Origin of the sequence: Laceyella sacchari, from assembly GCF_024927925.1 — a bacterium.
GTDB classification, from domain to species: Bacteria; Bacillota; Bacilli; order Thermoactinomycetales; family Thermoactinomycetaceae; genus Laceyella; species Laceyella sacchari.
Genome location: NZ_CP103866.1, coordinates 2,207,366 through 2,232,952, shown reverse-complemented (window position 1 = coordinate 2,232,952; position 25,587 = coordinate 2,207,366). Strand labels below are relative to the sequence as shown.

The following is a 25,587-nucleotide window of genomic DNA, read 5'->3' as shown; positions in this document are numbered from 1 at the left end:
ATGAGTTTTTTCAAACGCTTGCGCGAAAGCGTCGCGCAAAAGACCGAAGCGGTTACACAAAAATTTATGACTGGACTCAGCAAGACCAGCAACAATCTGGTCGGTGCGATCAACGAATTGTTCACCGGTCGTTCTAAAATTGATGAAGAGCTGTATGAAGAATTGGAGGAGATTCTCATCACGGCGGATGTCGGCGTTGAGACGACAATGGAATTGGTCGAACGTTTGCGTGCCGAGGTGAAACAGCAAAAGATCAAAGAACCGCAACATCTGCAACCCATTTTGTCCGAGCTTATCGGTGAGATGATGGACGGTGCGGGTGAGGAAGGATTGCGGATCAAAGAAAATGAATTGACCGTTATCCTGTTTGTCGGTGTAAATGGTGTGGGGAAAACGACCACCATCGGCAAGTTGGCGCACCGCTTTAAAAACGAAGGCAAAAAAGTGGTGCTGGCCGCGGGCGATACCTTTCGCGCCGGGGCGATTGACCAGTTGGAGACATGGGGACAACGCGTTGGCGTAGACGTGATTAAGCACCAGGCGGGAGCGGACCCGGCAGCGGTCATCTATGATGGCATTCAGGCGGCCAAATCCCGCCGTGCCGACATTCTCTTGTGCGACACAGCCGGCCGACTGCAAAACAAAGTGAATTTGATGGAAGAGCTGAAGAAGGTATTCCGCGTGATCCGGCGCGAAGTGCCTGACGGCCCCCATGAAGTATTGCTGGTGCTGGACGCTACAACTGGACAAAATGCGTTGCTCCAAGCCAAACAGTTCGGTGAAGCGGTCGACGTGTCTGGTATTGTCCTGACCAAACTGGACGGCACGGCCAAAGGCGGCATTGTCATCGCCATCAGCAACGAATTGAAGATTCCGGTGAAGCTGGTCGGCTTGGGCGAAAAAGCGGATGACTTGCAAGACTTTGACAAGGAGCAGTTTTTGCATGCGCTGTTCAAAGAGATGATCGACAAGAACGAGACGGATTAATCTGAACGGCGGGCGACGTACCTTTATCGGCTCAGTGAATATTGCGACTTTCATCTTCATCAAGGAAAAAACCTTGACAAGAGGTAGCGGGCTCCGCTATAGTATACTCCTGTAAAGGTTGACGCCTTGACGGTGTAAATGAGGTGACTCCGATGCTGGAGCAAACCACAGAGATGAACCTGTTGTATGATTTTTACGGTTCACTCTTGAGAGACAAACAGCGCACCTTGTTGGAAATGTATTACCATGAAGACTGGTCGCTCGGTGAAATCGCGGAACACCAAGGCGTATCACGACAAGCGGTGTTTGAGGCGATCAAGCGGGCCCAGACGACGCTGACTGAACTTGAAGAGAAGCTGGGCTTGGTGCAAAAACACTTGGAGCGGCAAAAGCTCGCCCAAGAGATCCTGGCCCGATTGGAAGAAGTGCCGGAAGCGCGTCTGAAGGTCGAATCGCTCGTCAAACAGATGGTTGACCTCGATTAATCAGCGATTGAAGGAGGGGGAACCATGGCGTTTGAAGGCTTGTCAGAACGATTGCAGTCCGTCATGAAGAAGTTGCGCGGTAAAGGAAAAGTGACCGAAGCTGATGTGAAAGAGGCCATGCGAGAAGTACGCTTGGCTTTGCTGGAGGCGGACGTCAACTTCAAAGTGGTCAAAACCTTTATCGACCGGGTCAAAGAGCGCGCGGTCGGACAAGAGGTATTGCAGAGCTTGACCCCCGGGCAGCAAGTGATCAAAGTGGTCAATGAAGAGCTGCAGGAGCTGATGGGTGGGGAGCAAAGCAAATTGGCCCAAGCCAATAAGCCGCCAACCAAAATCATGATGGTCGGTTTGCAAGGTGCCGGTAAAACGACGACTTCTGGCAAATTGGTTCGTTATTTGCAAAAGCAAAACCGACGCACCCTGCTTGTAGCCGCGGACGTATACCGCCCTGCGGCGATCAAGCAATTGGAAGTGTTGGGTGCGGATTTAAATACACCCGTATTCTCGCTCGGAGATCAGGCCAACCCTGTGGACATCGCAGAGCAGGGAGTGGCTAAAGCTTCGGCGGAGGGCTTTGACTATGTGATCATCGACACCGCAGGCCGCCTGCATATCGATGAACAGATGATGGACGAACTGAAGCAGATTCGTGAACAGATTCGTCCCGATGAGATTCTGCTCGTCGTCGATGCGATGACGGGGCAAGATGCGGTGAACGTGGCTGATCACTTTAACAAACAATTAGGGCTGACCGGCGTGGTGCTCACCAAGTTGGATGGGGACACCCGCGGTGGGGCAGCCTTGTCGGTCAAGTCGGTGACCGATTGCCCGATCAAGTTTGTCGGGATGGGTGAGAAGACGGATGCCTTGGAGCCCTTTCATCCCGACCGGATGGCTTCTCGCATCTTGGGGATGGGCGATGTGCTCAGCCTGATCGAAAAGGCGCAATCCGCCGTCGATAAGGAGAAAGCCAAGGATTTAGAGCGGAAGATGCGAACGCTCAGCTTCACGTTTGATGATTTCTTGGACCAGTTGCAACAAGTGCGCAAGATGGGTCCACTGGAAGACATGCTGTCTATGCTCCCTGGCGCTGGCCAGATAAAGGGGTTGAAAAACATCCAGGTGGATGAAAAACAGCTGTCGCGTGTAGAGGCGATCATCAAGTCGATGACGCCGAAGGAGAAAGAGCATCCGGAAATCATCAACGCCAGCCGTCGCAAACGTATTGCGGCGGGAAGCGGGACGACGGTCCAAGACGTAAACCGGCTGTTGAAGCAATTTGAAGACATGAAGAAGATGATGAAGCAGTTTTCCAATATGGCCAAAGGCATGAAGAAGAAAAAACGGGGCGGTTTCCGCTTTCCGTTTATGCCATGACGGCCCATTATACCCTGTTTAGGAGGTGAATTGACAATGGCAGTGAAAATCCGTTTGAGACGCATGGGTGCCAAAAAAGCGCCTTTCTACCGTGTGGTGGTTGCTGACTCCCGCGCGCCGCGTGACGGTCGTTCCATCGATGAGATCGGGTACTACAATCCATTGACTGAACCGGCTACGGTGAAGATCGATGCAGAGAAAGCCCAAAAATGGCTGGCTGAAGGTGCCCAACCATCTGATACCGTCCGCAATCTGTTCCGCCGTGAAGGTATCCTGAAAAGCGACAAAGAGTAATTTCAGAGCCGTTTCTGGTGCGGAAGACCGGAGGGTCATCATATATGAAAGAACTGATTGAATGGATTGCGGTCTCCTTGGTGGATCATCCTGATCAAGTGATGGTGACGGAACGGAAGACCGAAGAGCGGGTCGTCTATGAATTGTCCGTCGCTAAAGAGGATCTGGGCAAGGTGATTGGCCGACAAGGGCGGATCGCCAAAGCGATTCGCACGGTGGTCAATGTTGTGCATGGGAAGGAGAAGCGGCGTGTGTGGGTGGAAATCAAGTGAAGGAGAAGATGCGGCATGAACACAGCTGAATACCTTAATGTCGGTCGTCTGGTCGGTACGCATGGCGTTCGCGGTGAAGTGCGCGTTTACTCGGACACGGATTTCCCCGATGTGCGTTTTGCCCAAGGCAGTTCGCTTCTCCTCGTTCATCCCAGCCTGAAGGAACCGCTCCCATTGACGGTGGAAAAGGGCCGTCCCCATAAATCGGTGTGGCTGGTCAAGTTTAAGGAGTGGGACAACATCAATCAAGCTGAGCCTTACAAGGGCGGCAAGTTGGTGGTATTGAAAGAGGATCTCGCGCCAGTAAACGAAGAAGAGGGGGAGTTCTACTTCCACCAAATCATCGGCTGCACCGTTGTGACGACAGATGGGAATGAGTTGGGCAAAGTGCGGGAGATCTTGCCTTTGCCGGCCAATGATGTGTGGGTGGTGAAGCCCGACGGCAAAGGGAAAGAAATGTTGCTCCCATATATTGCGGATGTGGTAAAAGACGTGAACATCAAGGAGCGGCGGATCACGATCGAGTGGATGGAGGGGCTGGACTGACGTGCCACAGATACGATTTGATGTGTTAACCCTTTTTCCGGAGATGTTTTCGGGATTTTTGCATTCCAGTATTATCAAAAAGGCTCATGAAAAAGGGCTGGTTGAAACACACCTCATCAATTTTCGCGATTACGCCACGGACAAACACCGTATGGTGGATGACATGCCCTATGGTGGCGGCGGTGGCATGGTGCTCAAACCCGAACCGATCTTCTCGGCGGTCGACGAGCTGCTGTCCGGTACCGACGAACGTCCGCCCATCCTGCTGATGTCTCCGCAAGGTGTGCCATTCACGCAGAAGAAGGCTGAAGAGCTCGCCCAGCATTCCCATCTCATCTTCCTTTGCGGCCATTATGAAGGATATGATGAACGGATTCGCCAACACTTGGTCACAGAGGAGATCTCCATCGGAGACTATGTCCTCACAGGAGGCGAATTGCCCGCCATGGTCATCATGGATAGCGTAAGCCGGCTGGTGCCGGGGGTGCTGGGCAATGAATCTTCCGCGGTGACGGATTCCTTTTCCACCGGGCTTCTTGAGTATCCGCAATATACGCGGCCGGCAGAGTACCGTGGATTCAAAGTGCCAGATGTCCTGCTTTCGGGACATCACGCGCGGATTGAACAATGGCGGCGCCAAGAATCGCTCCGGCGCACATGGGAGCGGCGGCCTGACCTGCTTGAGACCGCTCCGCTCACTGATGAAGATCGCCGGTTCCTACAGGAGTTGGCCAAGGATGCGCGCCAAGGCGAGTAATTGTTTTCAATCAGGTCGTATGATACAATATTCTCCGTTCACAGGCAAACGGAGCCAATGTTTGGATTTTGGTTATGGAAAGGAGGTTGGCTGACATGCGTCCAATCATTCGTGAAATCACCGAAGGACAACTTCGTCAAGATATCCCTCAATTCCGTGCGGGTGACACCCTGCGCGTGCACGTGAAAGTAAAAGAGGGTCAACGCGAGCGTATCCAGATCTTTGAAGGCGTTGTAATCCAACGTCGTGGTGGTGGCGTTTCCGAAACGTTCACTGTTCGCAAAATCTCTTACGGTGTGGGTGTTGAGCGTACTTTCCCATTGCACTCCCCACGCATTGAGAAAATCGAAGTGACCCGTCGCGGTAAAGTACGTCGTGCGAAACTGTACTACCTGCGCAACTTGCGCGGTAAAGCGGCTCGCATTAAAGAACTGCACCGCTAAGCGTTTCATAGAAAAGGGCTTGGATATTCAAGCCCTTTTCTCTCATTTATTTCCTTTTCCAAGTAAGGCAGGCAAATGGGGGAACATGATCATGACACTGCCGATGTCTCGCTCGGAGCGACTGCGGAGACAAAAAAGAATCAGGGCGAGAGAATGGATGGTTGCGGTTTTGCTGGCTGTCTCGTTGGCGATCGTGATCCGTATCTTTGTGTTTGAACCTTTTAATGTCGTTGGACCCTCTATGAAAACGACATTGGAAACAGGGAATCTGATATTGGTAAACAAGTTGGTCTACCGTTTCGAAGAACCGGAACGGGGCGAAGTGATCGTGTTTCATGCGCCACAACGCAAGGAATATGTGAAACGGGTTATCGCGTTGCCGGGTGAAACAGTGGAGGCCAAAAACAATAAAATCCTGATCAACGGCAAGATTATGGAAGAGCCCTATCTTGCGACCGATATGCGCACACGCGATTTTGACCTCGTGCGAGTGCCGTCGGGCAAAGTGTTTGTGTTGGGAGATAATCGGCTGGATAGTACAGACAGCCGTGTCATCGGACCTGTTGGCATGTCCGAAATCGTCGGCCGTGTGGAAATGGTTTATTGGCCGTTCCAGATGTGGAAACTACTTTAATAGCTGACAACCAAAGGGCTTGAGATGATCAAGCTCTTTTACATATCATGAACAGTGAGAAAATAAGGGTCAGGAAAGGATTCGCACAATGATGAACACGATTCAATGGTTCCCCGGGCATATGGCCAAAGCCCGGCGCCAAGTGACGGAAAAACTACATCTGGTCGATATCGTTATTGAGCTGCTTGACGCGCGGTTGCCGCTGTCTAGTCGCAATCCGATGATGAATGAGATCGTGAAGGACAAGCCGCGGTTGATCTTGTTGACCAAAAGCGATTTGGCGGACGAGCAGGTCACCAAAGAGTGGAAAGCATATTTTAGCGAACAAGGCATTCACGTTTTGCCGATCGACGCCCAATCAGGCAAGGGAGTTAATCAGATTGTGCCGCAGTGTGAACGGGTGTTGGCACCTTTGTTCGCTGCCCGTGAGAAAAAAGGCATCAAATCGCGGAAGTTTCGCGTGATGGTGGTGGGAATTCCCAATGTAGGCAAATCGACTATCATCAACCGCTTAGCCAAACGAAACGCTACCGTCACCGGTGATCGACCTGGCGTTACCAAAGCGCAGCAGTGGATTCGGGTGGGCCAAACGATGGAAATCTTGGACACCCCCGGCATTTTGTGGCCCAAATTTGATGATCCCACCGTGGGGATGCGGTTGGCTGTCAGTGGCGCGATCAAAGGGGAAATCCTGCCTATTGATGAAGTGGCCCGCTATGCGTTGACGTTTCTCGCCGAGCGTTATCCCACCGCCTTGATGGAACGGTATAAGTTGAAAGATGTGGCATCGCTCGACCGGGTGGAGCTGATGGAGGAGATCGGCAAAAAGCGCGGTTGCCTCATCCGCGGTGGGGAAGTCGATTATGAAAAAGTAGCGGAGATTATTCTAACCGATTTTCGTTCGGGCAGAATCGGGCGCATCACATTAGAAAAACCGGAGGATTGGTTAAAGGAAGAGGGGAATGCGGATGAAACGGACCATTCCCGAGATTAAAGCTTGGTTGCAGGCAGTGGATACTTTGTCGCCTGAAGAGTTGCAAGAGCTGTTGACCGATGACAGGGTTGGTGTCCGCAAATTGGCGGAGAGTTATCAAAGGGAACAGGCGCGCAAGCAAAAAGAGCGGGAACGCGTGGCCAAGATGTGGCAGTATGAGCAGGAGTGTTGGTCGAAGGGTCTGACTCTTGTGGCAGGGGTCGATGAAGCAGGGCGCGGCCCTTTGGCCGGACCAGTTGTCGCCGCTGCGGTCATTTTGCCGCCCACCTTTGATGCGACGGGGCTAAACGACTCCAAGCAACTGTCAGAAGAGATGCGCACAGTTCTGAAACAGCGCATTGAGCAGGAAGCGTTGGCAGTAGGGGTGGGGATTGTGGATGCGGCGCACATCGACAAGTACAATATCTTGCAAGCCACATATCATGCGATGCGGATCGCCTTGTCCCAATTGACACCCACACCCCAAGCGATCTTGGCAGATGCAGTAAAGATTCCAGACGTGGACATACCACAGCAAGGAATTATCAAAGGTGACAGCTTGAGCCATTCTATCGCCGCTGCTTCCATCATTGCCAAAACCACCCGGGATGAATGGATGAAGCAGGCAGCGCAGACGTATCCCGCATACGGATTTGACCAACATATGGGTTACGGTACCCCCGAGCACCTTGAGGCCTTGCGCCGATATGGTCCCACACCCTTGCATCGACGCAGTTTTGCTCCAGTGAGGGAAGTGATTGAAAACAGCGGGGTTCAAGGGACGCTGTTTGCCGAAGGGAGTATCCGTTAATGAACAGGGACCGGCGTCAAACGGTTGGGCGTATAGGCGAAGAAGCAGCTGCCCGCCTGTTGATGAAGAAGGGCTATCGCATTTTGGATCGCAATTGGCGAAGCAAGCTGGGTGAAATTGATATTGTTGCCAGCCAAGGTGAGTTGCTGGTCATCGTAGAAGTGCGGACGACGACTGGCAACCACTTTGGCGCAGGAATGGAGTCAGTCGACTATCGCAAGCAACAAAAAGTCCGAAGATTGGCAACGCAATATGCGCAAAAGCATCACCGACTGGGCTGCCCGCAACGGATCGATGTGATATCGGTCTTATTGTCCCGCGATTTGACACCGGTGCGGATCGACCATATCGAGGGAGCCTTTTGAGGTTTTAAGTTATAAAAGATAAACAAAGCTGTTGGCAAAAGCCAATAGCTTTTGTTATGAAGCTCATCACTTGTTAGCCGCTTGTGCGCCACGGCGGTTGTTTTCGATGAACGTGTTGCCCTTCGTCAAGGCTTTCGAATCCTTCATTTTTGGATGGTGGAAAAATGTACGAACGCATCTTGCTTCCATGGTCCATGTCGTAAGAATTTTCTGGAATAAGGAGGTCGGAAGTATTGAAGAGAGAATCCACTTGCTTGTCTGAAAAATACGGGGTGCCCTTGAAATACGTATGCTCATTGCTCAGAGCCAGTTTCAAAAACTTGCTAATGCAAAACAACCAATGAGTTGTCCTTCATTTGTTCAATTCGTATAATAAAGAATACATTCGAGGGGGTGATATTCATGGATTTTAGTGTATTTGCAGACTTCATTGATGAATTTACTAAATGGTTGGCAGAGGCGGGCAGAAAACAGCGGACAATTGACGAATATTTAACGGCTGTCTTCATATTCTACACTTGGTTAAGCCATAAATATAAAATCGATTTCCGGCCGGATCAGGTAATGTCTGCACATATCATTGAATGGCAGAATGAAATGCTGCATTTGGAGAAACTGTCCCCTTCCACTGTTCACAAACGAATGGCCTCATTAAAGTCTTATTGGAATTTTTTAACTGAGAATAACATTGTTGACCATAATCCTTTGTCTGAGATCAGCGCACCCAAAATACAATCCAATCACCCTTCACATTCGTGGTTAACAACGGAAGAAGAAAAAAAGTTGCTTGAAAGAGTAAAATCTGAAAAAAACGATTGGAAACGGCATCGTAATCTTTGTATTGTGTATTTAATGATGATGGCTGGCTTTACGGTTTCAGAAACTGTCCTGTTGAATTGGGATCAAGTTTTTTGGAAAGATGGATTAATCTTGATTAAAAATGAGCACAAAATGACGCGAACGGTACCGATGAACGAGTTGCTCACTCAGTCACTGATCGAATGGACTCCCTATCTAAAAAAGAAGCAAGACGGGCCGGTTGTCATTTCCCAACTCAATGAAAGAATGACGAGACAAGGTATTCATTATTTAATCAAGAAGTTTTTTCAGGATATCGGGTTGGAGCAATATTCAGCACAAACTTTGCGGCATACATTTTGCCGCAGGCTCATTGAAGCCAACATGGATTTAAAAGAGGTATCCAAGTTGGCGGGTTATGCCAGCATTGAAACAACAAAGAGATATTTAAACGGGTAGGCAACACTCTTTGCATCCCTCATTAAACTGCCAAAGCAATGGCTGTTTAATGGGGGATTTTTGTTATGCCATTTAATAGTGTTGCTCCTACTTGATCTTTAGATATTAAAGGAGTTAAGTAAAGTTGTTTCACTTTATCAAAGATATAACCTGTATCAATTAATGTGTCTTCCTTGCAAAGTAATTCCAAGCTCTTAACATTCGTAGAAGGTGTATCCCGATTCGTATGAAAGGATAAAAAATTGGAGTCGCTACCAAAACAAATGGCGAAATAGGGGAAGGGTGTCTACTTTTTATAGGCATGATACTCTTTTTCCAGCAAGTAGGGGGGGAGAAAATTTTGTACACCTGCTCTGGTTCAAGTCGTTGACGCACAACAATGGCGTCAATGCCTGTGCTGATCAAAGTAAAGCTTCGTGGCAGAGGTCATTAAGTATAATGTGGTAAGTTTTCTTCCTCTGTCACTACGTGATTTCCCCTGATTTTAATTCTATATATTCCATTCTATTGAATTCGGTAAAAAAAAACAAGCGATCTTCGGTAAAGAAAAAAAGTCGATTTTAAGACATATGAATAGCAAAAGTAACTTAGGCTCGGATTTTCGAGCTTAATTTTCTTTACCGAATTTGATTTTTGAATTTCAGTGTGATAAGTTTAATTTCGAAAAAAATTCAATTGGAAATAAATGCACCTTGACATTATGAAAAGGAGAGAGAAGTAGTGGCCAGTTTGAGAAAAGCAGTTGTACCGTTCCTGTTGATGGGGCTGTTGGTTACCGCAGGTTGTGGTAATGAGGAAAGAATTGAAGTACCAAAACAATCGGTGTCAGTGGTGGATGGAGACACGATTAAAGTCAAAATGAAGAAAAAAGAGGAAACAGTCCGGTTATTGTTTGTGGATACACCAGAAATTAATCACCCGAATTTCGGAAAGCAACCGCTTGGAGATGAAGCAAAAGACTTTACTCAGAAATTGATCAATGAAGCGAAAAAAATTGAGTTGGAAAAAGAAGAGACGAAGAGAGATAAATATGGCCGATTCCTTGCCTATCTGCATGTGGATGGGAAGTTATTGCAGGAAGAGCTGGTGAAGGAAGGATTTGCTCGCATTGCTTATGTGGAACAACCAGACGCCAAATATCTGGAAGAGCTAAGAGACGCGGAACAAGAGGCGAAACGCAAAAAGATTGGAATTTGGCAATGGGACAATTACACAAAAAAAGATGGTTTCCATGTTGAAGCGCTAAAAAATGAGAAGAATATTTTTGTTGCGAGCAAGAATAGCGATGTATACCATCCGATCGGCTGTCATGTTGTGAAAGAGATTAAACAGGAAAACCTCATGTACTTTTATTCGGAGCAAGAAGCCATGAGAACAAACCGGCACCGCAGTGAAGTGAAAGGATGTTGGGACAATTAGCAAGTTGGCTACTGAGTATATCCTGTTCAAACCAATTGCCGTGCAAACATATGTCCGACATCAGGCAAAGAGATGATAGTCAAACTTCGCGAATAAAAAAGGTCGAAGTATCTTAGTAGGGTGCGTTAACCTTAATATAACCGGATTATATGCATTCATTTTAATTGAAGTGAACGGAATCTACCGTAAGGGATAATAAGAAATTTAGTGAAATGTTGATGCACAACATCCCTTACAATTTACTTCCCTTCTGCATTTCTTATAGTAGAACGTGCAGAAAGGAAGTGTGAAATGGCCAGAGCTTATGTGACAAACTATGATTCTTCTGAGGTCACCGTCATCGATACGCAAACACGTCAAGTCATCGCCAACATCGGCGTTGGGGAGCGTCCGTCTGGGGTGGCGGCCTTACCCAATGGAAGTCGCGTTTATGTCACAAATGCAGACTCTAACAACGTTTCTGTTATTAATACCTTAACAAATAGGGTAGTTGCTACGATATCTGTACAATCAAGGCCTATTGCGGTGGTAGCCTCACCTGACGGAAGCCGAGTCTATGTAGCGAATCAATCATCTCATACTGTTTCCGTCATTGATACGCAATCAAACCAAGTGACTGGGATGATACCCGTTGGACAAAATCCGTCAGGAATCACAGCCTCACCTAATGGAACACGCTTGTATGTTACGAATTTTGGAAGTGAAACGGTTTCTGTTATCAATACACAAACAACTCGGGTGATTGGCGAGGTATCCGTTGGACAGTCACCAATCGGGATCGCGGTGACCCCCAACGGCAGGCGCGTCTATGTGGTGAACTCTAGAAGTAACAGTGTTTCCGTCATCAATACGCAAACAAATGAAGTTATCACTTCGATATCTGTCGGTTCAACACCAGCCATGGTAGCAATCACTCCTAACGGAAGCCGTGCTTATGTTTCGAATCAATATTCTAATAACATGTCCATCATCAATACACAAACAAATCAAGTGATTGAGACGATCCCTGTTGAACGACAGCCATTCGGACTGGCAGTAACCCCCTGATGGTAGATACATCTATGTGGCTAATTCGGACATAAATAACGTTTCCGTGATCGACGCTCAAACGAACCAGATAGTCGATATGATACCCGTCGTGTTAACCCCTTTTGGGATAGCGATCACGAACATCCCAAATAACCGTGGCAGTCGTTTGAAAAGATCCGTGGCGAAGCGCCGCAAGCGCAGATCCAATAGATAAAGACAAATGGTCACAGTGAGTTCTCACGTGGGACTGAAGGGCATGAATGACCTCTTCTATTCGGGAGTGGCCAAGTTATAATAGGTAAGCAACCCATATATAGTCTAGGATAAGAAGTCATTTTGCTTAGGGTGTGTTTGGTGAATCAAGTTGGTAGGGAAAGGAAAAACCATTTCTCCAGGAGCGCCGATGCACAAGTGAAGCGAATGTGAAAATGGTATTGAGCCGCTGGCCTATTCAGCAGACACGGTAAAAAGGAAAGGTTCCCCTTGGTAAACAAGGTTGGAACCTTTCCTTATTTTGAGCTTACTTGGTTAACTGAGGCGTCCTTTTTATATAGATCGGTACCTTCCAAAACGGGTTGTAGAAATAATTATTAAAGAACAACAATAGTTAAATAAATTCCTACAAAGTAAAGATAAACCAGATGTGTTTTAAAACACATAGATGAAATATTTAGTATTTAGTAATATTAAATTGATAATAGAATATACACCCTTGGAGTCCATTGAATTCGTGAGAAAACAGTGATGGAGATCATGGTCGTAGTGCCGAACATGCTTGGTGTGCCAGTGGCTGCAAGATTGCAGTCCATTTGACTAATTATAAAATATCCTTGGAAAGGAGATTGTAATATGAAAAAATGGCTAAGTGTGATCGCTGTGATGATGATTTTTACTATTGCGATGATTAAACCCAGCATCACATATGCTGCAATATCTGGAACCCTTTATCCTGCTGAATGGACAGGGACACAAATGTTTACACATTATAAGCATCTGGGTGCCACAAAATTAGTTACACTATGTAGTGGCGGTGATTCGGAATTAGTAATGATGTTAAGATGGGAAAATGGAAGTTCTACCTTAGTAGGAACTCGAACCATTCCTTGTGATGGAGTAAAATACACAACCAGTTGGTGGGCAGAAACCGGGACGTATCAGTTTGTCGTTGCTAACAATTATCATACTATCCAGTATACGATCTACTAAAATGGTTAAAAAGGAGCGGTTTATTCCGCTCTTTTTTATGTAATAAAAGATGGACCCTAACCGCAATGTCTGGTAGAACAGCCACTGTTAAGTAGAAGGTATAAGGGGATATTTAATTGAAAAAAAGGTGATTGAAATGTTAATAATGTATCCATTTTATATTCTATTTTCAGGTCATTGAATGATTACGTCTAAGACAATCATAAAAGGAGGAAGCTCAAGTGAATATCAATGAAGAAGATCAAGTCATCTTTGAAAATGCCCATCGCCTTTTAGATGATGTAAGTGATGTTGTGGAAGGACCGCAAAATTTTACTGTTGGCTTTTCGTTTCATGCATATAAAAAATGGATCGATTCAATAAATGTTCAAGGAGAAAAATTTGAATTCCTGAACAATGCTAATCATGAACACGAGCTAACGGGGAAATTGATGTTCGATAACGTGACAAAGAAAGATATTCCCTATACATTGATTGTGTTGCAAGGGAATAAAGCAACAAAAATAAAAACGAAAAATAGCGGATGGAAATCAAGCATACATGTAATTGCAAAAAGAAATGCTACCATTGAGGTACCCATATCGATTCAATGGAATCCAAAAGATGCTGAGGAATTAACTTTCTTTCCTATTGAATTGACAAAAAGCATGGAGTATCAACGATACGATGGATTTAATCTTAGTTTGATTCGGCTTTTCGTCCAAAACGAGAAAAGCATGACACTTGATCCACCGATGATAGAAAAGCAGTCTTTTCAAATTGATAGTAACTTTCAAGAGAGAGGCCTATCATTATACCCAACTCCCTCATTGATCGACGAAAATCATAAACCTAGTAAATTAATACCGAAAAACAATCAGTTTTATGTGAAAAGCAAAGTGGGAGGATTACATATTGCGCCTATTCCTTATGAAACAAATATAAGTTTAATCTGGGTCGATGAAGATGGAAATACGAGAATGGTAGCTGAAAATATTCCGATAAAAAAAGAAAAGGAAACCATCGTTCCTTTTGTACTATCATTAATCGAAAGCATGAGTAAACACCGTAAGCGTCAGTTTATTATCGTATTATCCAATCGTAATAGACAAATTTTAGCGGATGCAGTGGCACTTCAGCAAAAAAGAAAAATGGGATTAACTACTTGGCAAAATGTAATTGAAATTTATCCAGTAGCTAAATAAAACAACAATTCATTGTATTAGTTGTTATCTAGACATTTGGGGAGTTAAAAAAGAGATGGCTTTTTGTCATCTCTTTTTATTCGTTATAGGCTATTTTTAAGTTGATAAATATTTATTAGGGCGGTGCCAAGTCGATGGAAAAAGTTTTGCATAGATGGAAAAAGGTCATGACGGAATGTGGTTTTGCAGTCGGGCCGACAGATGAACATGTAATGAAAGAGATTCAAAGATCATTAGATCCAGGTGAAAAGTTACTTAAGTGGTATAAAGATTATGCACCCAGAATGGGAGAATTGGATTTTGGGGGAAATCCGATTCAATTGTATGAGCCAGAAGAGATGATCGAAGTTCAGGTGAATTTTAGTCATGACTTGGCAAGTATGCAAAGTAATCCAGAATGGAGAAATGATTGGATTGTAGTTGCTGATAAAGGGTTAGATCCTTTTATTTTAGATAAGAAAGAGGGGAATCTTTATCATGCATGGCACGGCCAAGTGTCTATTAACTTAAGAGAAATCGCACCAAGTCTAAATGGATTTATTGAGACATTAACTGTGCTATGTGAGGTGTGTTACTTAAAATATGAGGGTCAATTTTTGAATGATGAATGGGAATTTGATAAAAAAATCCTACGAGAAATTGAGAATAGGTTAAGAGCTATTCTGCCTTACGATTCTGTGGAAAATTGGATCTCGATGTTGGAGTAGGATACAGAAGAGGTATGACGATGACGATTTGAATAAGGGGTTATTTAAAACAACAAATGACTCCTTATTTTTCATTGTAGAACTATGTGTATCCATCACAAGCAAGTACTAATAATATTTTCTCTCTTACTGGGACTAGGGCGTGTCTGGTGAATGATTAATTGAGCCACATGATCAAGGAAATCAAGGTAATGGCGGCACAAAAATAAACCGCCCGTTTTTCATAACGAGTGGCGAAGCCACGCCATTGCTTCAGGCGGTTAATACAGCGTTCAATCACGTTTCGGCGTGAATATTGTTCTTTGTTGAAGGTCAGAGGACGCCCCGGCTTTTTGGCCCGACGCTCCGCCTGATCTCTGCGTTCGGGGATGGTATGGGAAATCCCACGTTTTTGAAGAAATCGACGACAAGACGGATAACTGTAGCCGCGATCGGCAATCAGATGATCCGGCCTCTTGCGAGGCCTTCCTTTTCCCAAACAGGGAACGGAAATGGAATCGAGTAATGCTTGTAATTGGGTACAGTCATGCTGTTGACCGGGAGTGATTGTAAAAGCAAGCGGTCGACCTTTTCCGTCACAAGCAAGATGGATTTTGGTCGTCAGACCTCCGCGGCTTCGTCCGAGTGCCTCATTCTGGAAGCGAGGGTCCCCCTTTTTTCGGCGCGCCTGCGGCGTGCTGATGAGCTCGGACAATCGTGCTGTCAACGAAAACAACCCAATCGACATCGGAAACGGCGTGGGAGTAAGTCTGAACATGCTTAAGCAAGCGATCCCACGTCCCATCCTTTTGCCAACGTGTAAAACGATAGTAGCAAGTTTTCCAAGAACCATAACGTGCAGGCAGATCCCGCCAGGGAGCTCCCGTCCCAAACTTCCACAGGATTCCGTTCAAAATGGTTCGGTGGTCTTTCCACTGTCCGCCTCGTTTCCCATTCGAAGGCAATAAAGGCTCGATCTTTTCCCAAGCCTCATCTGTAATCTCATAACGCCGTCTCATCATGATGTCTCCTTGCTTTTGTTGTTATGAACATTCTAACAGGAAATCATGATGGATTCACCAGACACGCCCTAATAGATTTAAAGTATTGATTAATTAATTATTCCGCAATGATACATAGACAGGTCAGATGGCTCAAATGCTCTCTCGTCAAGTAGACATCAGGCAGAAAAAGCCGATTTTCATGAACAAAAAAGGCGCTTACAATGTGTGCAATGTGAATGTTTCACACACTGTAAGAGCCTTTCGCACGAGTGCGAATCATTTGAGCAATGATTGCACGCGGGCTTAAAACCATTGTAACAAATAACTGAGAATGAGTCCTACCACGCCAAAGTCGGCGTCACCGAATGTCGTACCTTCGAATCCCAATGATCCCAATGCCGGAAGAAGCAACGCCGGCAAAAAACTGATGATCAATCCATTGGCGAACGAACCGAAAAACGCACCGCGACGACCGCCAGTCGCATTCCCAAACACGCCCGCAGTGGCTCCCGTGAAAAAGTGGGGCACAAGACCGGGCACAATCACTTTCAAACCAAGCATTGGAAGAAGAAACATGCTGGTCAACCCGGCCAAAAAGCTGGACAAGAACCCAATGATCACGGCATTCGGGGAAAACGGGAATACGGTTGGGCAATCAAGTGCCGGTTTGGCTTGGGGCACGATTTTTTCGGCGATTCCCTTGAACGCTGGCACAATTTCCGCGATGAGCATGCGCACTCCGTTCAATACCACGTAGACGCCGGCCGCAAATGTGATGGCTTGAATGATGGAATAAACCAAATAGTTTTGGCCACCGGACAATTTCTCCTGAATATAGGCCGGCCCGGCAAAGCAAGCCACGATGACGAACAGGATGGCCATGGTCAAGGAAACGGCTACGGAGGTGTCACGGAGAAAACTTAATTGTTTCGGGACTTTGATCGTTTCCGTGGACTTCTCCTTGTTTCCGAACCATTTGCCCACCCATCCGGAAACGAAATAGCCGATCGAACCGAAGTGTCCGACCGCAAACTGGTCGGAGCCTGTGATCTGGCGGACAAACGGTTGCAATATTGCAGGCGACAGGACCATGAGTGCCCCCAAAATGATGGACCCGGTAAAGACCAATGCCACTCCACTCACACCGTTGGTCGTTAAAATCACCGCGATAAGACAAGCCATGAACAACGTGTGGTGCCCTGTCAAAAAGATGTATTTCAATGGCGTGAAACGTGCCAAAATCAAGTTGACCACCATGCCGAACACCATGATCAAGGCCGTCGCCGCGCCGAATTTGTTTTGCGCCACGGCGACAATCGCTTCATTGTTGGGAATCACTCCGTTGATGGCAAACGCCTGGTTGAACATCTTCCCGAACACATCGAGCGACCGCACGATGATCTCCGCTCCGGCGCTGACCAGGATAAACCCCAACACCGTTTTCAAGGTGCCAGACACAATCTCCCCAATCCCCTTCTTCTGCAACAAAAGGCCGATCAGGGCAAAAATCCCAATCAAGATCGCAGGGGTCCCTAAAATATCATTCATCATGATTTGCAAGATGTGCATTGGCTTCCCTACTTTCTCCAGATACTATTCGGTTATTGCAGATGCTGAGATAATTTGGCTTTGATTTCTTCCAGATCCATGATGTTTTCCAAGCCAACGATCTTCCGCACGCCGTTATCCAGTTGGGAAATAATATCATTGGCCCCCAGATAAAGATCTGCGCTTTCAGTGTGGGCCGTCGTCAAGTCAGTGTGTTCCACTTCTGCTTCCTTGTTCAACTCTTTCAGGGCTTTTTTCACATTTAGCTCCATGATGAAACTGCTCCCCAGCCCATTTCCACAAACAACTAGGATTTTCATGCTTCCATTTCTCCTTTCGAATACTTGTCCATCAAGTCCAACACGTTTTCCTTTGTTTCCGCGTCGATGAGGGATTGGATTTCCTCGGGCTGCGCCAGTAATTCGGACAATTGGGCCAGCGCCCGCAAATGGGATTCGTTGTCCGAGGCGGCAAGCACAAACAAGAGTCGCACGGGTTTGTTTTGCGGAAAGGAAACTTCTTCGTTCAACTGCATAAAGCTCATCGATAATTGGTTGACTCCTTGTTCGGGGCGCGCGTGGGGGATCGCCACCTTAGGTGCGATCACTACATAAGGCCCTAACTCATGAATCGAGGCAATCATTGCCTCTGCATAACCCGGTTCGACAGAACCGTTGTCTACCAAAGGTTTAGCTGCCAATCGAATTGCCTCTTCCCAATTTCTTGCCTTTTTCCGCAATTGGACGGTATCTCGTGTAATCAGTTCATTTAACACGGGTTTTTCATCCTCTTTTCTGACTGGAAGGGGGGATTGAAGGGACTTCAAAAGTCCCGATAACGCTTGAGTAAGCCCTTTACGGTCATGAACATCCGCATATTGTTCGATCACATGCAACAAAAATGGCACATTGGCCGCATGATCAGCGATGCCATACAGTTCTTTCGACACATCGTATCGCAGGCGCTCTTTCTCCTCGTGGGATAAAATCGGTTTCACCACGAACAGCTTTCGGTCTGTCCTCAGGAAGACCGTGGAGAAAACCAATTCATGATCCATGGGATAAGAAGAAAATTCCCGAACCGTCAATGCATCCAAAAACAAAATGTCCGGAAACAGTTCGCGCAACGTACGTATGAGCAGATGGGAGACGGCAATCCCCTTTGGGCAAACGACAACGGCTTTTGGACGTTGGGCAAGCTCCACCCCTTGGCGCCGCAAACAAGCGCCAAAATGGATGGTCAAATAAGCTGTTTCTTCTTCCGGAATGTCGACGCCCACCCGCCGGGCAAAAGGGGAGACGCATTTTTTAACGAGATGGTGCAGTTCCGGATGTTCCAGCAAAATGGAGGAGGCAAGGGGATTTTTTAATTCCAGCCCATACTTGATCCGGTAATAAGCCGGAGTTAAGTGCATGGCCAAGAGATCGGTCAAGAGTTCCTTTTCGGCGAGGTTGACACAAGCCACATTTTCAAACCGATCGACCATCGATAAGGCCACCTCCCGCATCACTTTTCCTTTTTCCGGGGTGGATACGTTGGTGGCGAGAAGCAACAAGGCCAGGTAAGCCTGCTCGCGGCAACGGTGTTCCGGAGCCAAGTCTTCCACCAAATCATCCAATAATGTACCACTTGCCTCATACTCGGGCGTATGGATGATTTCTTGTAGATCTTTTTCCTTGATGCCGATCCACTTTGCCTGTTTGATCCGTTGTCTGATCAGGAGGCACTCATAGGTGAGTTGCACCAGGCGTTCATCCGTGTAACGGACCCCGAGTTGCCGTTCGACGGTTTCCAACCGACGATACAAGGAATCGAACGAAATGGTTTGCATTTGCTTTATCGCTTCCCTTAACACCATCTCTCCATTTTCTTGTTCCAAGGCGGTGAAGACCAATCGATGTAGCAGGCTACGAAGATTCCTTTCTTTTCCCACCAAATGATAGCCGTTGTCCCGTGAATATTTGAGTTGTACGCCAACTTCGCCAGCAAGCGCATTAGCCTCTTTCAAATCGGCCAATGCTGTATTGCGGCTTACCTGAAGCAAGCTGCAGGCGTGGACGAGTGACCAATATTCTGTCACACCAAGAAGGGATAAGAGAATCAAGCGAACTCTTTCCTCTGCCGACCAGACATACTGGTGTTTGCTCTCAGCCAAAGGAAGGTGTGTCAACTTCTCCCTGATGCCAGGCGGACAAGTGAATCCCGCTTGACGTTGGTATTTCACCGGCTCCAGATGTTGGCTTGCCAACCATGCGTTGATTTTCTCCAGGTCGTAATTGATTTGCCTGCGTGACAGGAGGAGTCGTTGTTCCAATTGCTTCATTGTGCAATGCGGTTGGAAAATGATTTCTTTAAGCAGACTCAAGCTTCTATCATCTAGTTGCATTGAACATCCCCTCTTTGCCTTCATTATAGTGAGATTTTTTTATATCTAGAAAGCGTTTTCGTTGCAAATGTTGTAAATTATATTGTACAACATTGGGATGAATCCTTGCGTTTAAACAACAGTGGAACTTGGAATCAGGGATACGCATGCGACAGTGAGGAGGGATCGACACCTCGTCCAGTGGTTCAGGTTGGTGTTTGGGTGTTATTTTCAGAATCAAAGTGATTGGATAAATATGATTAATCCTTGAAGGAGGAAAGAATATAATGAGTTCGGCTATGAGAAGACGAGGGAGGACCTTTGCCGGGTGTTGGCTAAATCGAATTGGGTATTTAGTGAGATAAACATGTTATGCTAAGCACAGACAGTATCAGAGAATTTATATCAAAAGTCTGTGAACCTACCGGGATTTGTACATGATCGGAGGTTATGATGAATCTGGTTGATATAACTGATGTTCACATACGGGTTTAGTTGCCACCATGGAGGTATTGAAAGGGAGTAAGTAAATAATAGTTGCCCTTTCCAGACTGAATGTTCTTAAGATGTTGTGCTTATTGTAGAATTTCTAATACGGAGTGATTATCAAAAGGGATGGTCAGAGTTCCAAAACTATTTTCTCATTCGCTTCACTTGTTCATTGGCGCTCCTTGAGAAAAGGTTTCCTACATCCCAGTATCTTTTAGGCTCTTACCTTGTAGTTAAATTCAAAGCAAGAGTCTTTTTATTTTGTACACAGGAATATTTGCTTGAAATAGGCACAGACAGGAAAATTGTCGATTGATCTAGAAAAATATGGGAAAAGCTACTTATTTCCGGGGGAATATGAGTGTACACCAAACTATACAGCGCCAGTGTCTTGGGAATTGACGGACGATTGGTTGAAGTAGAAGTGGATATCAGCAACGGCTTGCCGTCGTTTGATATTGTCGGCTTGCCCGATTCGGCGGTGCGAGAAGCCAAAGACCGCGTCCGGGCAGCTATCAAAAACAGCGAAGCCCACTTTCCGTTGCAGCGTATCACCACCAACTTGGCACCGGCTGATGTGAAAAAAGAAGGATCCGGTTTTGATTTGGCCATCGCCTTGGGAGTGTTGATTGCTAGCGGCCAGTTGACTGCCGATTCGCTTCAGCGCATCCTTTTTATCGGCGAACTGGCTTTGGACGGAAGCTTGCGCCCTTTAAGTGGTGTGTTGGCCATGGTGATGGCGGCCCGGGAAGCGGGATTGGAGGAAGTGGTTCTTCCAGCGGCCAATGCGGCGGAAGGAGCATTGGTGGACGGCTTGCGGCTGGTTCCGGTTGTTTCATTGGCACAGGCAGTTGCCTATTTCCGAGGGGAATGGCGACCCACTGGCGGCCCAACTGAGCAAATGTGTGAGGAATCAGTCTTTTCGGTTGATTTCGCCGATGTGCAAGGGCAGAGCCATGTGAAACGGGCCATGGAAGTGGCTGCCGCGGGCCAACACAACTTGTTGCTGATCGGTCCGCCTGGCTCGGGCAAAACGATGTTGGCCAGAAGGATTCCCACCATTTTGCCCAAGATGAGTTTGCAAGAGTCGTTGGAAGTGACCAAGATCTGCAGCATTGCAGGATTAATCAAAGAGCGGGGCCGCCTGATCACCGAACGCCCTTTTCGTTCACCTCATCACACCATCTCCACTGCCGGCTTGGTGGGCGGGGGAACCGTGCCAAAGCCGGGGGAAGTGAGTTTGGCTCATCGTGGCGTGCTGTTCCTTGATGAACTGCCAGAGTTCTCTAAAACCGTGCTGGAAGTGCTTCGCCAGCCCTTGGAAGACCGTGAAGTCACCCTTGGCCGGGCCCGTGCTGTCCTGACATTTCCTGCCGAACTGATGCTGGTAGCGAGCATGAACCCTTGCCCGTGCGGTTACTTCGGGTACGAAGAAGACCGCTCCTGTACATGTACGCCGCATCAAGTGAGCCGCTACCGTTCTAAAATCTCCGGCCCGTTGCTGGACCGTATTGACATCCACATCGAAGTCCCCAAAGTGGATTTCAAGACATTGAGTGGCGCAGAAACAGGGGAATCCTCGTCTACCATCCGCGAACGGGTCAACCGCGCTCGCGAGCGACAAGCCCACCGTTTCCAAGGGAAAGAACACAGCACCAACAGCACCATGAGCACGGCCGACATCCGCGAACACTGTGCCCTGGACAAAGAATCACGCCAATTGATGAAGCAAGCCTTTGACACCCTGGGCTTAAGCGCCCGTGCCCACGACCGCATCTTGAAAGTGGCACGCACCATCGCCGACCTCGACGGAGCGGAGCAGATCAGCGCTTCCCACATCGCCGAGGCGATCCGCTACCGTGCGCTGGATCGGAAGTTTTGGGAGTGATGGGGAGCTTATGTTCTTCAAGCTATAAACAACTATAAAGAAGGAAATTGGTTCGATTCCTATGGTTGGAGTTAAGGGTAGAGCTACATACAAAAAAGCGGCTAAATTTTTTTAAGAGGATTGGTTAAAATGATTCAATATAGTTATAATAAAGGGAATAATTGATTAGATTTTGCGAGTATCTTCAAATTAAGTGAATTATGTAGTTCCAGTACTAGGAGAAGGAGGGATAGATCATGGTTCGATTGCGATTTGCTCCCAGCCCTACAGGTCATTTACACATTGGAGGAGCAAGAACCGCTCTTTTCAACTTTTTGTATGCAAAAAAGTTTGGTGGGGATTTTATTTTACGGATCGAAAATACTGATCAAGCTAGAAATGTAGAAAGCGCTACTGAGAAGTTTCTCGAAGGATTTAAATGGCTTGGTTTGGATTGGGACGAGGGTCCAGATGTCGGAGGCGCCTATGGACCATATATACAAATGGATCGTTTGTCCATTTATCAAAATTACATCGAGCGATTGGTAAGAGAGGGGAAGGCATATTATTGTTACTGCACAAAAGAAGAGGAAGATTTGGAACGAGAAAGGCTCAAAGCATTGGGCAAGGTTTATCATTACTCAGGCAAATGCCGCTATTTGGATGAGAAAACACAAAAGCAATATGAGAAAGAAGGTCGTTCCTATACGATTCGTTTTCGGGTTCCTGATGATCAAGATGTTTTATTCACGGATTTAGTGCGTGGTGACATGAAGTTTAACACGAATGATATCGGTGATTTCATTATTGTTAAATCAAATGGAGTTCCAGTATATAACTTTGCTGTCACTGTGGATGATGCACTAATGCAAATCACCCATGTGATTCGTGGTGAGGAACACTTGTCTAATACCCCTTGCCAAATCTTGTTGTACGAAGCCCTTGGATGGAAGACTCCTGAGTTTGGGCATCTTCCGTTGATCTTGAATCCGAATGGTAAAAAGCTTTCAAAGCGTGATGAGTCAATCATTCAGTTCATTGAGCAATATAAGGACTTAGGATATCTGCCGGAAGCGCTTGTCAACTATTTGGCTTTGCTAGGTTGGTCGCCCAGTGGTGAATTAAGTGAAGAAGAGATTTTTTCGTTAGACGAACTGATCCAACATTTTTCTATTGATCGAGTAAGCAAAGCGGGTGCGATTTTTGATGTGGAAAAGTTGGCTTGGATCAACGGTCAATACATCAAAAAAGCAGACTTAGACCGCATTGTTGATATGGCCATCCCATACTTGCAAAAGGAAGGGTATATTGGGGAGAATTTTGATCGTGAGTGGTTAACACACCTGGTTAGTCTCTTCCAATCGGGTATGAGTGCAGTAAGTGAAATCACTCAACTGGCAAAACAGTTTTTTGTCGATGATGTTTCATATGATGAGGAAGCGAACCAGATCCTTGCAGGAGAATCCGTTTCCGTGGTACTGTCTGCATTCCAAGCGAAAGTGAACACGTTAGAAGAGTATACACCAGATAACATCAAAGCTTTGCTAAAAAAAGTACAAAAGGAAACGGGTTATAAAGGTAAGCAGTTGTTTATGCCGGTCCGTGTAGCGGCAACAGGCCAGAATCATGGACCAGACCTGAATAAGACCTTATACCTTTTAGGAAAAGAAAAAGTACTTGAACGTATTAATCAGATAATTAGTTAATAGGAATGCACCTTCTTAAACTAAAGAAGGTGCATTTTTCTTGGTTTTATTTAGGCGACCAGCGATGACCACAAACGTCACATTCGTATCGGTAGCCTTCTGTGATGGTAACGTCACTGCTCTTACACTTTGGACAATCCTCTTTTTCCTGTGTCCATGAACGCTTGAAAAAGTCAGTATGAATGGAGATATCTACACGTCTAAATTTTGGTTTCATTAGCCATGCACCTCCATTCCGTTTTTATATGCGTTTGTCCAGTACATATTTGCTTTGAGATATAATTTTCAGAAGGTGTAAAAAATAATGATTCATTGCTATATATATTATAACATTAATTAATTTCAGAATAAATGTTCGATGGGCGTAACAAGCCGCATCGTCTGTTTTATGTAGTTGTTGATGAAGACGGCATTGTTGGTTATGGGGAATTAGTAGAAAGAGGTTATGCTGAGTATGAATTAACTCGGATTTATCTTCTTCCAGAATTTCAAGGCAAAGGGATAGGTAAACGTCTTTTGAGACAATTGATCAACGATGTATCTCCTCTTCGTCGGATGTTTGCTTGGGTGGAAAAGGAGAATGGTGGTGGACGCTCCTTTTATGAATCGATGCAGTTTCACGTGGAGGAAGAAATAGAAGATCATTTTTTTGGTACGGTGACCCATTTGTTGAAATATGTTAGAAAGTGGGAGTAAGAAGTGATACAGAGATCTAAAGGGCAAAAAGAGATCTAAAGGGCAAAATTTGAAGCCCTTCTTTTTTAATTCGACTTAGATTAAAGGCAACTCTGTTCAAGCAGACCCAAGCGTATATGCAAAAAAAGCCGCTTTGATTAAAGCGGCTTCAGTATTTCTTATTCCGGACAACCCAGTCCTGACAGCAGCATTAAAGTGCCTTTTCTTCCTGCTTTGTTTGCTGGATTTGTTTATAATGGCGCACAATGTTGTATGCGACAGCGCCCGCCCACAGCAAGGCGAAAAAGAGATAGACTCCATTTTGCACGGCATCGGAACCGATATCAAAGGCGCCAAATAATGTTTTGAGGTTCGTAATGATAATTAGTCCCCCAACCAACACACCGAGAATGGTAGCCGGAATCTTACGAACCAACCAAGCGGCGATGGGAGCAGCCACTACTCCTCCTGCCATCAATGCCAAGACCCATTGCCAATGAAACTGCTCCGGGCCCAATGAAATAAAAAAGCCAATTGTGGCGGCGGAGGCGATGGCAAATTCACTGGCATCTACGGAGCCAATCACTTTGCGCGGTTCAAGCTCATTGCGTGACAGCAAGACCGGCGTAGTGAGTGGGCCCCAGCCACCTCCTCCCGTAGAATCAGCAAAGCCCGCGATGAAGCCGAGCGGAACAAGCAATTTTTTACTGGGTGTGCGGTTGGTATCGGCATGGGTAATTTTCTTGGAGTCAGCAAGCAAAAATCGCAGAAGTACATAAATACCTAAAGCAAACAAGAAAACGGCGATATACGGTTTAACCACATCCCCGGGCAAGTTGCTCAAAAAACAAGCTCCGATAAAGGCGCCCAGGGAACCAGGGAGAATCAGGCGATAAACGGTTTGCTTATCCACGTTTCCAAAACGGATGTGAGATACGCCTGAAGCGGCAGTCGTGACGACTTCAGCCATGTGAACAGAAGCAGAAGCGATCGCCGGAGAAACGCCAAATAGAAGTAAAAGCGAACTGGAAGTGACGCCATATGCCATCCCTAAGGAGCCGTCCACCAATTGGGCGAAAAGCCCGATGATGGCGAAAATGATAAGCCGTTGCATAAAAATCCTCCTTTAACGGACAATATCCATCTAATTACTCAGATTTAGATAATGAGATGTTAGAGCGAGTTCATTCCAACCGACATCCTGATGG

General features: G+C 46.4%; 27 protein-coding genes. 22 read left to right on the top strand and 5 right to left on the bottom strand.

Annotation, left to right across the window (positions count from 1 at the left end):
• The 19 genes from ftsY to NYR52_RS10685 all read left to right on the top strand — a co-directional run bounded on the left by ftsY (position 1) and on the right by NYR52_RS10685 (position 14,746).
• A complete protein-coding gene (ftsY, locus tag NYR52_RS10770) occupies positions 1–987 on the top strand; it encodes a signal recognition particle-docking protein FtsY (RefSeq protein ID WP_259435627.1) in 987 nt (328 codons plus the stop codon).
• Between the two features lie 152 nt (positions 988–1,139).
• Positions 1,140–1,472, top strand: coding sequence for a YlxM family DNA-binding protein (gene ylxM / locus NYR52_RS10765; protein WP_132222225.1), 333 nt, complete (start codon positions 1,140–1,142; stop codon positions 1,470–1,472).
• Positions 1,473–1,496: 24 nt separating this feature from the next.
• Positions 1,497–2,849, top strand: coding sequence for a signal recognition particle protein (ffh, locus tag NYR52_RS10760; protein WP_022736363.1), 1,353 nt, complete (start codon positions 1,497–1,499; stop codon positions 2,847–2,849).
• Positions 2,850–2,885: 36 nt separating this feature from the next.
• Positions 2,886–3,143 carry a 30S ribosomal protein S16 gene (gene rpsP, locus NYR52_RS10755; protein WP_022736362.1) on the top strand — a complete coding sequence of 86 codons (258 nt, stop codon included), beginning with the start codon at positions 2,886–2,888 and terminating at the stop codon, positions 3,141–3,143.
• A gap of 44 nt (positions 3,144–3,187) precedes the next feature.
• On the top strand, positions 3,188–3,415 hold the full coding sequence (locus NYR52_RS10750; protein WP_259435626.1) for a KH domain-containing protein: 228 nt from the start codon (positions 3,188–3,190) through the stop codon (positions 3,413–3,415).
• A 15-nt stretch (positions 3,416–3,430) separates the two neighbouring features.
• Entirely contained in the window at positions 3,431–3,961 is a 531-nt protein-coding gene (gene rimM / locus NYR52_RS10745; RefSeq protein WP_022736360.1) for a ribosome maturation factor RimM, read from the top strand.
• A 10-nt stretch (positions 3,962–3,971) separates the two neighbouring features.
• Complete coding sequence (trmD, locus tag NYR52_RS10740) at positions 3,972–4,718, top strand: tRNA (guanosine(37)-N1)-methyltransferase TrmD (protein ID WP_029071815.1); 747 nt, start codon at positions 3,972–3,974, stop codon at positions 4,716–4,718.
• A 95-nt stretch (positions 4,719–4,813) separates the two neighbouring features.
• Positions 4,814–5,161: a 50S ribosomal protein L19 gene (gene rplS / locus NYR52_RS10735; protein ID WP_022736358.1), complete on the top strand. Its 348-nt coding sequence runs from the start codon at positions 4,814–4,816 to the stop codon at positions 5,159–5,161.
• A 91-nt stretch (positions 5,162–5,252) separates the two neighbouring features.
• On the top strand, positions 5,253–5,795 hold the full coding sequence (lepB, locus tag NYR52_RS10730) for a signal peptidase I (RefSeq protein ID WP_246026931.1): 543 nt from the start codon (positions 5,253–5,255) through the stop codon (positions 5,793–5,795).
• Between the two features lie 88 nt (positions 5,796–5,883).
• A complete protein-coding gene (ylqF, locus tag NYR52_RS10725) occupies positions 5,884–6,789 on the top strand; it encodes a ribosome biogenesis GTPase YlqF (protein WP_259435625.1) in 906 nt (301 codons plus the stop codon).
• On the top strand, positions 6,764–7,579 hold the full coding sequence (rnhB, locus tag NYR52_RS10720) for a ribonuclease HII (RefSeq protein ID WP_132222217.1): 816 nt from the start codon (positions 6,764–6,766) through the stop codon (positions 7,577–7,579). Before ylqF ends, rnhB begins: the two co-directional genes overlap by 26 nt.
• Positions 7,579–7,944, top strand: a complete 366-nt coding sequence (locus tag NYR52_RS10715; RefSeq protein WP_132222216.1) for a YraN family protein — start codon at positions 7,579–7,581, stop codon at positions 7,942–7,944. Before rnhB ends, NYR52_RS10715 begins: the two co-directional genes overlap by 1 nt.
• Before the next feature lie 402 nt (positions 7,945–8,346).
• A complete protein-coding gene (locus NYR52_RS10710; protein WP_259436756.1) occupies positions 8,347–9,201 on the top strand; it encodes a tyrosine-type recombinase/integrase in 855 nt (284 codons plus the stop codon).
• A gap of 720 nt (positions 9,202–9,921) precedes the next feature.
• Positions 9,922–10,620 carry a thermonuclease family protein gene (locus NYR52_RS10705; protein ID WP_259435624.1) on the top strand — a complete coding sequence of 233 codons (699 nt, stop codon included), beginning with the start codon at positions 9,922–9,924 and terminating at the stop codon, positions 10,618–10,620.
• Positions 10,621–10,911: 291 nt separating this feature from the next.
• Complete coding sequence (locus NYR52_RS10700; protein WP_259435623.1) at positions 10,912–11,667, top strand: YVTN family beta-propeller repeat protein; 756 nt, start codon at positions 10,912–10,914, stop codon at positions 11,665–11,667.
• A gap of 16 nt (positions 11,668–11,683) precedes the next feature.
• Positions 11,684–11,863 carry a hypothetical protein gene (locus NYR52_RS16770; RefSeq protein ID WP_375163148.1) on the top strand — a complete coding sequence of 60 codons (180 nt, stop codon included), beginning with the start codon at positions 11,684–11,686 and terminating at the stop codon, positions 11,861–11,863.
• A 635-nt stretch (positions 11,864–12,498) separates the two neighbouring features.
• Positions 12,499–12,855, top strand: a complete 357-nt coding sequence (locus NYR52_RS10695) for a hypothetical protein (RefSeq protein WP_132222210.1) — start codon at positions 12,499–12,501, stop codon at positions 12,853–12,855.
• 221 nt (positions 12,856–13,076) lie between these two features.
• Entirely contained in the window at positions 13,077–14,039 is a 963-nt protein-coding gene (locus tag NYR52_RS10690; RefSeq protein WP_259435622.1) for a hypothetical protein, read from the top strand.
• 134 nt (positions 14,040–14,173) lie between these two features.
• Positions 14,174–14,746 carry a hypothetical protein gene (locus NYR52_RS10685; RefSeq protein ID WP_259435621.1) on the top strand — a complete coding sequence of 191 codons (573 nt, stop codon included), beginning with the start codon at positions 14,174–14,176 and terminating at the stop codon, positions 14,744–14,746.
• A gap of 157 nt (positions 14,747–14,903) precedes the next feature.
• On the opposite strand, the gene NYR52_RS10680 is transcribed toward NYR52_RS10685, so the two are convergent.
• The 4 genes from NYR52_RS10680 to NYR52_RS10665 all read right to left on the bottom strand — a co-directional run bounded on the left by NYR52_RS10680 (position 14,904) and on the right by NYR52_RS10665 (position 19,663).
• Positions 14,904–15,744, bottom strand: a protein-coding gene (locus tag NYR52_RS10680; protein ID WP_375163144.1) for an IS5 family transposase whose coding sequence is annotated in 2 segments (ribosomal slippage) — positions 14,904–15,407 and positions 15,409–15,744 — 840 coding nt in all. Because the reading frame shifts where the segments join, the coding sequence is not laid out codon by codon here.
• Between the two features lie 288 nt (positions 15,745–16,032).
• Positions 16,033–17,298: a PTS ascorbate transporter subunit IIC gene (gene ulaA, locus NYR52_RS10675; protein ID WP_375163147.1), complete on the bottom strand. Its 1,266-nt coding sequence runs from the start codon at positions 17,296–17,298 to the stop codon at positions 16,033–16,035.
• Between the two features lie 32 nt (positions 17,299–17,330).
• A complete protein-coding gene (locus NYR52_RS10670) occupies positions 17,331–17,597 on the bottom strand; it encodes a PTS sugar transporter subunit IIB (protein ID WP_132222204.1) in 267 nt (88 codons plus the stop codon).
• The gene (locus tag NYR52_RS10665; protein ID WP_259435620.1) at positions 17,594–19,663 is read right to left on the bottom strand and encodes a BglG family transcription antiterminator; all 2,070 of its coding nucleotides are present in this window, start codon (positions 19,661–19,663) and stop codon (positions 17,594–17,596) included. The genes NYR52_RS10670 and NYR52_RS10665 overlap by 4 nt, the downstream gene beginning before the upstream one ends.
• Positions 19,664–20,492: 829 nt before the next feature.
• Between NYR52_RS10665 and NYR52_RS10660 the strand changes: the two genes are divergently transcribed.
• The 3 genes from NYR52_RS10660 to NYR52_RS10650 all read left to right on the top strand — a co-directional run bounded on the left by NYR52_RS10660 (position 20,493) and on the right by NYR52_RS10650 (position 24,400).
• Complete coding sequence (locus NYR52_RS10660; RefSeq protein ID WP_259435619.1) at positions 20,493–22,019, top strand: YifB family Mg chelatase-like AAA ATPase; 1,527 nt, start codon at positions 20,493–20,495, stop codon at positions 22,017–22,019.
• Between the two features lie 236 nt (positions 22,020–22,255).
• Positions 22,256–23,704, top strand: a complete 1,449-nt coding sequence (gene gltX, locus NYR52_RS10655) for a glutamate--tRNA ligase (protein ID WP_259435618.1) — start codon at positions 22,256–22,258, stop codon at positions 23,702–23,704.
• Between the two features lie 351 nt (positions 23,705–24,055).
• Positions 24,056–24,400, top strand: coding sequence for a GNAT family N-acetyltransferase (locus NYR52_RS10650; RefSeq protein ID WP_259435617.1), 345 nt, complete (start codon positions 24,056–24,058; stop codon positions 24,398–24,400).
• A gap of 190 nt (positions 24,401–24,590) precedes the next feature.
• Here NYR52_RS10650 and NYR52_RS10645 read toward each other — a convergent pair whose 3' ends face one another.
• Entirely contained in the window at positions 24,591–25,493 is a 903-nt protein-coding gene (locus NYR52_RS10645; protein WP_259435616.1) for a sulfite exporter TauE/SafE family protein, read from the bottom strand.
• Positions 25,494–25,587 lie beyond the last annotated feature (94 nt).

Bases quoted from the DNA above. Each gene is read 5' to 3' on its own strand.
- NYR52_RS10670 (WP_132222204.1), bottom strand. From the start codon at position 17,597: ATGAAAATCCTAGTTGTTTGTGGAAATGGGCTGGGGAGCAGTTTCATC.
- lepB (WP_246026931.1), top strand. From the start codon at position 5,253: ATGACACTGCCGATGTCTCGCTCGGAGCGACTGCGGAGACAAAAAAGA.
- NYR52_RS10710 (WP_259436756.1), top strand. From the start codon at position 8,347: ATGGATTTTAGTGTATTTGCAGACTTCATTGATGAATTTACTAAATGG.
- NYR52_RS10750 (WP_259435626.1), top strand. From the start codon at position 3,188: ATGAAAGAACTGATTGAATGGATTGCGGTCTCCTTGGTGGATCATCCT.
- NYR52_RS10645 (WP_259435616.1), bottom strand. From the start codon at position 25,493: ATGCAACGGCTTATCATTTTCGCCATCATCGGGCTTTTCGCCCAATTG.
- NYR52_RS10665 (WP_259435620.1), bottom strand. From the start codon at position 19,663: ATGCAACTAGATGATAGAAGCTTGAGTCTGCTTAAAGAAATCATTTTC.
- gltX (WP_259435618.1), top strand. From the start codon at position 22,256: ATGGTTCGATTGCGATTTGCTCCCAGCCCTACAGGTCATTTACACATT.
- NYR52_RS10695 (WP_132222210.1), top strand. From the start codon at position 12,499: ATGAAAAAATGGCTAAGTGTGATCGCTGTGATGATGATTTTTACTATT.
- rpsP (WP_022736362.1), top strand. From the start codon at position 2,886: ATGGCAGTGAAAATCCGTTTGAGACGCATGGGTGCCAAAAAAGCGCCT.
- ffh (WP_022736363.1), top strand. From the start codon at position 1,497: ATGGCGTTTGAAGGCTTGTCAGAACGATTGCAGTCCGTCATGAAGAAG.
- rplS (WP_022736358.1), top strand. From the start codon at position 4,814: ATGCGTCCAATCATTCGTGAAATCACCGAAGGACAACTTCGTCAAGAT.
- NYR52_RS10700 (WP_259435623.1), top strand. From the start codon at position 10,912: ATGGCCAGAGCTTATGTGACAAACTATGATTCTTCTGAGGTCACCGTC.
- ylqF (WP_259435625.1), top strand. From the start codon at position 5,884: ATGATGAACACGATTCAATGGTTCCCCGGGCATATGGCCAAAGCCCGG.
- ylxM (WP_132222225.1), top strand. From the start codon at position 1,140: ATGCTGGAGCAAACCACAGAGATGAACCTGTTGTATGATTTTTACGGT.
- NYR52_RS10715 (WP_132222216.1), top strand. From the start codon at position 7,579: ATGAACAGGGACCGGCGTCAAACGGTTGGGCGTATAGGCGAAGAAGCA.
- rnhB (WP_132222217.1), top strand. From the start codon at position 6,764: ATGAAACGGACCATTCCCGAGATTAAAGCTTGGTTGCAGGCAGTGGAT.
- NYR52_RS10685 (WP_259435621.1), top strand. From the start codon at position 14,174: ATGGAAAAAGTTTTGCATAGATGGAAAAAGGTCATGACGGAATGTGGT.
- ftsY (WP_259435627.1), top strand. From the start codon at position 1: ATGAGTTTTTTCAAACGCTTGCGCGAAAGCGTCGCGCAAAAGACCGAA.
- ulaA (WP_375163147.1), bottom strand. From the start codon at position 17,298: ATGCACATCTTGCAAATCATGATGAATGATATTTTAGGGACCCCTGCG.
- NYR52_RS10650 (WP_259435617.1), top strand. From the start codon at position 24,056: ATGTTCGATGGGCGTAACAAGCCGCATCGTCTGTTTTATGTAGTTGTT.
- rimM (WP_022736360.1), top strand. From the start codon at position 3,431: ATGAACACAGCTGAATACCTTAATGTCGGTCGTCTGGTCGGTACGCAT.